Genomic DNA, 9284 nt, shown 5'->3' with positions numbered 1-9284 from the left:
GGCAAAGTATACTTTGCCTGCATGATCAGCCTATATAATAGAAGAAACTAGATTTAGCTCATACTCATTTCGAGTTCTTCAATTCTCTTTTCTAAATATTTTCGATCCTTTTGTGCATGGAACGTTTCTGCTTTTTCGAGAATAATCGTAGTATTGTATTCCGGAATTTCCGCATACTTCTCATACACGCCCTTAGGAAGCAGTACATTGCCTTCTGGCCAGAATACAGCGATATTACCTGATTTCACATCTTCAAATTTCGCTCTTCCCTGGTAAGTGCCGTAATTATTAAATGCAACGATAGCATCTCCTTCTTGAATATTAAGTTTCTCTGCATCGTCTGCATTCATTAAAATATCATAGCGATCTGCCCCATTGAAAGGATCTATTTCACTATAAACCATCGAATTGAATTGTTTTCCGCGTCTTGTTGTCACATAGAACTGGCCTTCCGTTTTCCGCAGCTCAGGAATTTCAATGGCCAGCAGGTTTCCTTTGCCATCAGGAGTAGGACAAACCCCGCCCTCGCATAACCAGGCTCCTCCCCATTGGAACACATCTCCCTTGTTTTTCAAATGCTGGATGCCATCATAATTTCTATTGGCTATAGAAATTTCATCACGAATTTCATCTGCATGTTTAAATTCAATTAGATGCTTTTTATCAGGATATACTCTTGATGCGAGGTCAACATAAATTTCCCATTCTGGTCTAGCTTCCTCAATTCTTGGCCCTTTAATCTCTGGACTAAAATATACCATTCTTTCTGTACTTGTGGATGTACCTCCACCAGGCTGCTCATATCGCGTCATCGCAGGTAATATAATGACCTCTTCTTTTGCATCCACTAGGGTAGATGTATTAAAAATGATATCCTGATGGACCCGCAGTTCAACATTTTCAAGAACCTCCTGAATAAAATGAGGATCTGGCATTGTTTCGAGGAAGTTTCCTCCACTTGTAAAAAAGAGCTTAACTTTTCTCGGATGATTCTCCGGCAGCATGATATTTTCCAATGTTTGACCTACTGTATCCCCCTGCCATCTAGGAACCGGGAATCCCCATAAATATTCCATGCGTTTTGCATTGAGCTCATCAAAATCACTTCCTGGAAGTACAAACGGGTCAGCTCCCATTTCACCTGATCCTTGCACCCCGCTATGTCCGCGGATTGGCATAACACCGCAATGCTCTCTTCCAATAAAGCCGCGAAGCATGGCAAGATTAGCCACTTGTGAAATATTATCCGTTGCAAAGCGATGTTGTGTTAATCCCATACTCCAAATGAAAACACCGGATTTTGATTTGGCCAGCAGCTCGGCAAACTCATACATTCTTTCCTTCGTTAACCCAGATGACTTTTCAAGCAGTTCCCAATCTTGATTCTTGAGATGGTCTTTTAACTCAGAAAAACCATTTGTATGCTCGTTGACAAAATCATGGTCAATCGCAGAGCCCGGAACTTTTTCCTCCATTTCAAACCAGTGCTTCATCACACCATTCATAAAGGCAATATCTCCGCCAATATTAACTTGATACACATCATCGACAATTTGTGTACCAAACAGTGCACTTTCCGGAATCGAAGGAATCCAGTAATTTTCCATTGCTGGCTCTCGATATGGGTTAATCATAATAATTTTTGTTCCCGCTTTTTTAGCTGCATACATATATTTAGTGGAGACAGGCTGATTATTTGCTGCAACAGAGCCCCAGAATATTAATACATCGGTACCGATCCAATCTTTATAATTACAGCTAGATGCTCCAATACCCAATGACCGTTTTAATGCTGTTTTACTTGGCGAATGGCATATGCGGGAAGCGTTGTCGATATTATTTGTTCCTAGAAACCGAGCTACTTTCGCAGCTGTATAGTAAACTTCATTCGTAATTCCCCTAGCAGTTAAATAGAATGCAAGCTGTTTAGGATCAATTTGCTTTATTTTCGCTGCAATCCTGTCTAAAGCTTCGTCCCAAGATATTCTTGTAAACTTATTTTCTCCTTTTTTTCTCGATAGAGGGTATGGAATTCTTCCAAGCTTCCGAAGCTGTGTACTGTCTAATTCCTTCAATTTATCTATATTTTCAAGCAACTCCGGGTCAATGGCCGGCATCGTGTTCAAGCGAAGAACATTCAATCTTGTTGTACATAAATGAGGACCCGTTAAAGTTTGGTCATAAAGCCCAGATACACCAAGGGCACAACCATCACACACACCTTGTGTCAGAATCCGATAAGCATATCCTAAATTATCTTTATTATCCCATGCTACCTTCATCGTATCTCTAATATGGTGAGGCTTTATCTTCCCAAGCCCCATTGGCGCCTTGCCAGCCCACAAGGATGGCTTTAAGGAAGTATCTAATTTGATTGGTCCTGTATGCTTAGTTGAACTCATGACAATCTTCTCCTTTTTCATTCATGCTGAATAATGAATTTTTTAATGATCGTAATTCTAATATCTATTTAACAGTTTTTTTCACAAAAAATACAAAAACCACCAGACACAAAAATTACGCATGTGTTTGGTGGTTAGTCTTTAGCAGGGTCGCTACCAAGTGCCAACTTCCTATTGACTATTTAGTTTTATACATTTCTTCAATGTTTTTATCAAAAACAAACACCGACATCCCAAAATCTCTTTCGATATCGATATCTACAAATAGGTCGATGAGTTTGGATTGCAAAAATTCCTCCATCTCGATTGGCTGATTCTTCTTATACATATCCTTTACCATTTCAGTTCTTGCAGCGCGGACCATTTGTTTTCCATCATCTGCACTTACAATAAACTTCTCAACTGGGGAGAGGTTTCCCTCCATTTCACAAATAGCCCAGTTTTTGCAAAAGGTAGTTGTTACTTTACTTGGTCCCTTTCCCATATGCTTTTTTCGAAAGGATCGGACAAGATTGCTAAATTCTGCTTCATATTTATTCATCAATTTCAACCCTTTAATTCCAGTATAATATTATGTTTAAGAATCATTCTTGTTTGTAAATACTTTATTAATATGTTGAAAGATTGATCCTATTATCCTAAGTTAAACAATTATTTTCAAAATTGTCAAACCGCAACATTTCGTGTTTCTGCTTGTTTTTGTCTGAGTTTTTTAATATCGAGTCGAATAAGGAGTGAAATCGCTAAAGCAACAGCAAACATCCCAGTGAAAACCATAAGACTTTGAGAATAGGAACCTGTCGTTTCACGAACCCAAGATGCAAACATCGGACCTGCTAACCCTGCTGCTGCCCATGCTGTTAATATATATCCGTGAATAGCACCAAGTTGCTTCGTTCCAAATAAATCTCCAATATAGGCCGGAATGGCTGCGAAGCCTCCGCCATAGCAAGTATAAATAATAGCTAAGAGAATTTGGAAAATAAGCGGATTGCTTGTCATCGTAACTAATGGAAACGCAATCACTTGTATTAAGAAAAATGTTGTATATGTATTTGGCCTGCCAATAAAATCTGAAATCGATGCCCAGCCAATTCGTCCAAGTCCATTAAATGCTCCTAGTACTCCTACAAGTGCGGCTGCAGCGACTGCATTTAAACCAATGCTCTCCTGTGCAAGCGGTGATGCAGCAGAAATAATCGCAATACCGCAAGTAACATTTATAAATAACATCAGCCATAAATAATAGAATCTCTTTGTTTTAATCGCTTCATTCGCAGTTAATTGTGATAGATCCTCTTTAAGCGTTTTCGTGCCAGCCTTTATTTTATCTTGGAAACCAGCAGGAACCCAGCCTTGCTTAGGCGGTGCAAGATACAGAGATGATACCATCATGATAATAAAATACGAGACTCCAAGTATATAAAAGGTATTAGCAATCCCAACAGCATCAATTAAGCTTTGCATGATAGGGCTGCTAATAAGAGCTGCGAAGCCAAAGCCCATAATAGCTAGTCCTGTCGCTAATCCTCTCCGATCTGGAAACCATTTTACAAGTGTTGAAACAGGTGCAATATAGCCAACTCCAAGGCCTATTCCTCCAAGAACTCCATAAAAAATATACAATAATGGCAATGACTCTAAGTTGATAGCTAATCCTGACCCTGTGATTCCAACACCAAAAAACATCGCAGCAAGCATCCCAGCTCTTTTCGGCCCATGCTTTTCAACGAAATGGCCTAAGAAAGCGGCGGATAATCCTAGAAATAAAATAGCTAAACTAAATGTAAAACTCACATCAGTTAAATCCCATCCGAATTGATTAACAATTGGCTTTGTAAAAACACTCCATGCATAAACAGAACCGATAGAAATATGAATTCCTACCGCAGATGCTGCAATCAGCCATCTGTTTTTCGCTTTTTTCATCCTCTCAACACCCCGATTAATATTATTTTGCAAGCCAAAAACAAAACCGTCAATTCCTCCTTGTCTAATAAACATTAGGAGGGATTGACGGTTAGCTACCAGCAGGAACGCTACTATACACCAACAGTTAATCGCTTACATAAAATGCTGTAACAGATATTAACCGATGACAGGTTCGCTATCTCGAATCAATAATTGTTACAAGTTTGTGAACTTTTCTAAATATTAACATCTTTCCTATTGGTATTCAACCATTATTAAGTTTTTCACTATGTTAGATTTTTTTACTATTGCTATATGAAAATTTTATGCTACTATTTGGGTAATTAAGTTAAGTATGGGCGGGTGAATGAATATGGCAGGTCAAATCAGCAATAACAGCTGGATTTACAGGTACGAGAATGGCATTTTACAAGAGAAGATGGATGAGATCGTGACTGAACAGCCTTTGACAATCATGTTAAATGGACAAGAATTTGCGACAATGGTTTGTACACCGGAAAATCTTGAAGAATTAACAATTGGCTTCCTCGCTTCGGAAGGATTTATCCGACAACAGGATGAGATAAAAACCATTAACATTGACGAAAGCAAGGGAATTTCTTATGTGGATTTACATGTTCCAGTTACAACCAGTCATGAATTTCACTCAAAACGATTTATTGGATCTTGCTGCGGGAAAAGCCGCCAGTTTTATTTTCACAATGATGCTCGTACGGCTAAGACCTCTACCTCCAAGACTACGGTAACTCCAGCTCAATGTCTATCCATCATGAGACAGCTGCAGGACAGCAGTTTAACTTTCCAAGAAACTGGCGGAGTGCATAATGCTGCCCTTTTCTCAGGAGAGGATATGATTATTAGCAGAACTGATATCGGAAGGCATAATGCATTGGATAAAATTTACGGTTACTGTATCCAAAATAAAATATCTGTAAAAGATAAAATTATTGCCTTTAGCGGAAGAATCTCATCTGAAGTACTATTAAAGGCTGCAAAAATTGGTGTTGGAATTATTCTATCAAAATCAGCCCCTACTAATCTTGCTATTAAATTAGCAGAGGATTTAAATATTACCGCTGTTGGATTTATAAGAGGAAACTCATTTAACGTTTATTCTCATTCACATAGGATTATAGAGTAATAAAAAGGAGGCGATCATACTTGATTTTACAGGATAAAAGAAACAGGCCGCTTAGAGATTTGCGAATCTCAGTAACGGACAAGTGTAATTTTCGCTGTACCTACTGTATGCCTGCAGAAATTTTCGGGCCCGATTACCCCTTTTTGAAAAAAGAACAGCTGCTAGCATTTGAAGAGATAGAACGGTTAGTTAAGATTTTTGCTAAAGCCTTCGAAATAAAAAAAGTCAGGCTTACTGGTGGAGAGCCTTTAATGCGAAAATCATTGCCTGACCTTGTGGAGAAAATCGCGCGAATCGATGGTATTGATGATATCGCCATGACGACAAACGGAGTATTACTGCCGCAATATGCAATGAATTTGAAAAAAGCTGGCTTAAAACGAGTTTCCATCAGTCTTGATTCACTTGATGACCATTTGTTTGGAAAAATCAATGGCAGAGGGGTAAAAGTACAAGAAGTTTTAAATGGAATTGAGGCAGCATCTGAAGCTGGCTTAAAAATAAAAATTAATATGGTTGTAAAAAAAGGCGTCAATGACCAGGAAGTTATCCCAATGGCCAAATTTTTTAAAGAAAAAGGCCATATTTTACGATTTATTGAGTTTATGGATGTCGGAAATACGAACCAGTGGAATATGGAATCTGTTTTTTCTAAAAAACAAATTCTTGATTCTATTCATCGTGTCATGCCGATTGAACCAATTGCGCCGAATTATTTAGGTGAAGTAGCGTCAAGATTTAGGTACTCTGGCTCTGAACAGGAATTTGGAATCATTTCATCAGTTACAGAGGCTTTCTGCTCATCATGCAATCGGGCTAGACTTTCAGCTGAAGGCAAGCTCTATACTTGTTTATTTTCTGGTGTAGGACACGATCTGCGCACAATCCTGCGTTCTGAGGAAGATGATTCAAAATTAGAAAAAATGATTACAGACATTTGGACAATTCGTAATGATCGTTATTCCGAAGAGCGTGATAACCTCCTGCAGCAAAACAAAGGCAGAAAAAAGGTGGAAATGTCTCATATTGGGGGATAAATTTCTTCATAGGGGCTTGTATAGAAAGTCTGCATTTTGACTTCTGGACAGCCCCAAAAACTGGATTAATTATTCAAGTATGGACTAAGAATGCGTATGGCTTCATTCAATTTTTCCGCGTTCTTTTTATACATATTTTTGGCATCGGGTGAATCTGTTTCCAATTCAAATATTTCTAAATCCGCTTGACATTTTTTAAGCATCGCCATCAATAACGGCCTTGTTTGTGGAGATGGCTGTTTCATTTTATCATCATAGAGATCAACAGTTAAATCACCATAAGAGTCAATCTGTCCATAAAAGACATTATCCATTGTGACCTCAAGTTTATCCAATTCGTCAAAAAGCCACTTCCGGGATTTTCCTGCAGAAGCCAAAGAATCATGTACAATATGTCCGTCACGAATCACTGTTTGCGGTACTTTATCATTTGCTACTTTAAGGTTGAGATCTTTAGGAGTTAACGGTCTGTTTTCTTTTTTCAATAAGATGCTTAAATCACCTGTTGGTTCTAATACAGCAAACTCTACATCTGCTAAATTAAATACATCTTTTTTGCGCAGAAGGGTTGTAAGCTCATCTGTGGAGTATTTTTCCTTTTTTAAATTATCCTCCATTATTTTTCCATCTTTAATAAATATAGTTCCTTTACCTTCAACAAAGTCACGAAATGAATTGCTTTTTAATGAAATAAATCCAACAGCGATCGTCACTAATCCAAAAATGGCTATAGCTAATATTCCATGCCCCATATTGCTATTAAGCCCCATAATAACTTCGCCCGCAATACTTCCTATTGTTATGCCAGACACATATTCAAAAAAGGAAATTTGAGAAATTTGTTTTTTTCCTAACATCTTGGTCATTATGAATAATACAAAAAGAAATAAAAAAGACCGAATGATAATATGACTCCATTCTGACATTTTGTCACCTCTTCCTTATTTATCCCTTATACTGCGGTTCTTCTAACATCATTTCATTTACCCGAAGCTGGAGGTCTTTTTTTATATCGTTCATCATATTCATCATTTCGTGAAAAGTCCTCTGTGCCTCTGGATCGTGCGAATTCAGTGCCAGAATGGAAAGCTGAGCCTCGATTCCCTTAATGGTGGACAGGCTTTGTTTAACATTCGAAATAATAGTCATGACATTTACTCCCCATCTATAAATGATGAAAAGGTTGGCTATAAGCCAACCAGGATAAAGCTATTGATTATACTGCGGTTCTTCTGCAAGAATTTGCTGCAAACGAGGCTCTACAGAGTCAATGACTGACTGTGTTTGCTGTGCACAAGTTTGGTATAGCTGCTTAGCCTGTTGATTATCTGTTGCTAATGCAAATCCTTCAAAACTCGCTTGAGCACTTTTTAAACCTGCTATCGCTTGTTTAACCTGTGTGCCAACTGTCATACTTTTCCCTCTTTTCTATGAAAAATGACTTACAATAGGTATTATTTCTTAATTCCTGATCTTTATATATAATAATTTCTGGTAAATTTAGTACTTAAAATAGCCTAGATTTCACTGAGATATATTATAGATGTGATTTAAATCAATACATCATTAATTGATATTGATTATCATTAATATGAAAGAACATATCTCTAATTGGAGGTCATATAAATGGAAAAGAAATCGATCACAGGTGCAATAGAATTTAGCGAAGAAAAGTTTACTAAAAGGATTATTTTTCGCGAGGGCGAAAGCACAGTATTCGTCTTAAATTTCATGCCTGGTCAGAAACTTCCTGCACATAAGCATCCAGGAACTAATGTGTATTTAATGGTCCTTCAAGGTAACGGGACACTCATCATTAATGGAGAACCATTCGAGGTTGCGGAAAAAGATGTCATTCGGGCAGATGGCGAAGAAGAATTCGCTTTTACAAACAGCGGAAATGAAAATGTTAGCCTTTATGTCATGTTAAATAAAATTCCTGATGAACGTTATGCGCAAAACTTTTAAATTAAAACATTATTAGTTAGCAATATGCCGCCTTATCCATAATGCTGGTAATCAACAATGTATTCAAAAAAAAGCTTTCCTATCTGGACTTAGTCCATTATAGAAAAGCTTTTTTGCCATTATAATGGCAACAACTGTATTTGAGAATGGTTTTTGATTTCTTCAATCATCTGAACCCACTCTTGTGGCTTATTAGACAGTACTGAATAATATGTCGTTAAAAAGTCTGAAACTAATCGTGCCGGAATTTCGGAAACATTGTCATCCATCGGCATGAAACAAAAATCGAGACCTTTAACGGCTTCTCCATCATTTTTCCAAGAAGGATGTACATAAGATAAATCAAGGCGCTTATACCCGAGATGCGATAAGACTTCACGGCGAACAAATGGATTCATTGGCTTTACTCCGCCAAATTCATGATCATCAAGCTGATAAGGATCATAGATTTCTGCAAACATGCCAAACAATTCTTTGCCATTTGCTTTTGCTAATTCATTCAAGTCTTTTTCCCTATTTTGTGCTAAGAAACGGCCTAGGCTAAGCCCTGGACGGCCAATAATAGTAAAATCGGTCATAGCAATATTCCAATCAGAATAGTACCTATATTCTGTTGCACCAACTACCTCATTCTGATGTACAGCAACAAACACTCTTATACCCGGATCTTCTAATGGTTCCTTCCACAATTCATATTCCAGCACCTCTTCAGGAGGAAATACCTCTTTCATTAAATCATGCATTTTGACAAACAATGGATCTTCAATGCTCGTTATTCTTCTATATTCCATTTAATCTTTCTCC

General features: G+C 37.7%; 10 protein-coding genes. 3 read left to right on the top strand and 7 right to left on the bottom strand.

Translation table 11 applies throughout. From position 1 onward, the window contains the following. Window positions 1-53: 53 nt before the first annotated feature. The 3 genes from V7122_RS21665 to V7122_RS21655 form a co-directional block, all read right to left on the bottom strand. Entirely contained in the window at window positions 54-2402 is a 2349-nt protein-coding gene (locus V7122_RS21665) for an FdhF/YdeP family oxidoreductase (protein WP_335344891.1), read from the bottom strand. A gap of 178 nt (window positions 2403-2580) precedes the next feature. Beyond that, window positions 2581-2943, bottom strand: a complete 363-nt coding sequence (locus V7122_RS21660) for a DUF2294 domain-containing protein (protein WP_335344892.1) — start codon at window positions 2941-2943, stop codon at window positions 2581-2583. A 125-nt stretch (window positions 2944-3068) separates the two neighbouring features. Beyond that, window positions 3069-4331, bottom strand: coding sequence for an L-lactate MFS transporter (locus V7122_RS21655; protein ID WP_335344893.1), 1263 nt, complete (start codon window positions 4329-4331; stop codon window positions 3069-3071). A 355-nt stretch (window positions 4332-4686) separates the two neighbouring features. Between V7122_RS21655 and fdhD the strand changes: the two genes are divergently transcribed. Beyond that, window positions 4687-5475, top strand: coding sequence for a formate dehydrogenase accessory sulfurtransferase FdhD (gene fdhD / locus V7122_RS21650; protein ID WP_335344894.1), 789 nt, complete (start codon window positions 4687-4689; stop codon window positions 5473-5475). 20 nt (window positions 5476-5495) lie between these two features. Beyond that, complete coding sequence (gene moaA, locus V7122_RS21645) at window positions 5496-6512, top strand: GTP 3',8-cyclase MoaA (RefSeq protein WP_335354331.1); 1017 nt, start codon at window positions 5496-5498, stop codon at window positions 6510-6512. 65 nt (window positions 6513-6577) lie between these two features. Here the strand turns inward: moaA and V7122_RS21640 are convergent, their stop codons facing one another. From V7122_RS21640 to V7122_RS21630, 3 genes are read right to left on the bottom strand one after another with little or no spacing between them, the layout of a single operon-like run. Beyond that, window positions 6578-7438: a DUF421 domain-containing protein gene (locus tag V7122_RS21640; RefSeq protein ID WP_335344896.1), complete on the bottom strand. Its 861-nt coding sequence runs from the start codon at window positions 7436-7438 to the stop codon at window positions 6578-6580. Between the two features lie 19 nt (window positions 7439-7457). Further along, entirely contained in the window at window positions 7458-7661 is a 204-nt protein-coding gene (locus tag V7122_RS21635) for a DUF1657 domain-containing protein (RefSeq protein ID WP_335344897.1), read from the bottom strand. A gap of 60 nt (window positions 7662-7721) precedes the next feature. Continuing rightward, window positions 7722-7925: a DUF1657 domain-containing protein gene (locus V7122_RS21630; RefSeq protein WP_335344898.1), complete on the bottom strand. Its 204-nt coding sequence runs from the start codon at window positions 7923-7925 to the stop codon at window positions 7722-7724. A 213-nt stretch (window positions 7926-8138) separates the two neighbouring features. Between V7122_RS21630 and V7122_RS21625 the strand changes: the two genes are divergently transcribed. Further along, window positions 8139-8480, top strand: coding sequence for a cupin domain-containing protein (locus V7122_RS21625; RefSeq protein ID WP_335354330.1), 342 nt, complete (start codon window positions 8139-8141; stop codon window positions 8478-8480). A gap of 119 nt (window positions 8481-8599) precedes the next feature. On the opposite strand, the gene V7122_RS21620 is transcribed toward V7122_RS21625, so the two are convergent. Continuing rightward, window positions 8600-9271, bottom strand: a complete 672-nt coding sequence (locus V7122_RS21620; RefSeq protein WP_335354329.1) for a GNAT family N-acetyltransferase — start codon at window positions 9269-9271, stop codon at window positions 8600-8602. Window positions 9272-9284: the final 13 nt, after the last annotated feature.

It is taken from the genome of Bacillus sp. JJ1532 (assembly GCF_036965085.1).
GTDB lineage: Bacteria > Bacillota > Bacilli > Bacillales > Cytobacillaceae > Cytobacillus.
Note: the sequence above shows the minus strand (reverse complement) of the source record. Positions and strands in the feature narration are given on the sequence as shown.

Bases quoted from the DNA above. Each gene is read 5' to 3' on its own strand.
- V7122_RS21620 (WP_335354329.1), bottom strand. From the start codon at position 9,271: ATGGAATATAGAAGAATAACGAGCATTGAAGATCCATTGTTTGTCAAA.
- fdhD (WP_335344894.1), top strand. From the start codon at position 4,687: ATGGCAGGTCAAATCAGCAATAACAGCTGGATTTACAGGTACGAGAAT.
- V7122_RS21635 (WP_335344897.1), bottom strand. From the start codon at position 7,661: ATGACTATTATTTCGAATGTTAAACAAAGCCTGTCCACCATTAAGGGA.
- V7122_RS21660 (WP_335344892.1), bottom strand. From the start codon at position 2,943: ATGAATAAATATGAAGCAGAATTTAGCAATCTTGTCCGATCCTTTCGA.
- V7122_RS21665 (WP_335344891.1), bottom strand. From the start codon at position 2,402: ATGAGTTCAACTAAGCATACAGGACCAATCAAATTAGATACTTCCTTA.
- V7122_RS21625 (WP_335354330.1), top strand. From the start codon at position 8,139: ATGGAAAAGAAATCGATCACAGGTGCAATAGAATTTAGCGAAGAAAAG.
- V7122_RS21655 (WP_335344893.1), bottom strand. From the start codon at position 4,331: ATGAAAAAAGCGAAAAACAGATGGCTGATTGCAGCATCTGCGGTAGGA.
- V7122_RS21630 (WP_335344898.1), bottom strand. From the start codon at position 7,925: ATGACAGTTGGCACACAGGTTAAACAAGCGATAGCAGGTTTAAAAAGT.
- V7122_RS21640 (WP_335344896.1), bottom strand. From the start codon at position 7,438: ATGTCAGAATGGAGTCATATTATCATTCGGTCTTTTTTATTTCTTTTT.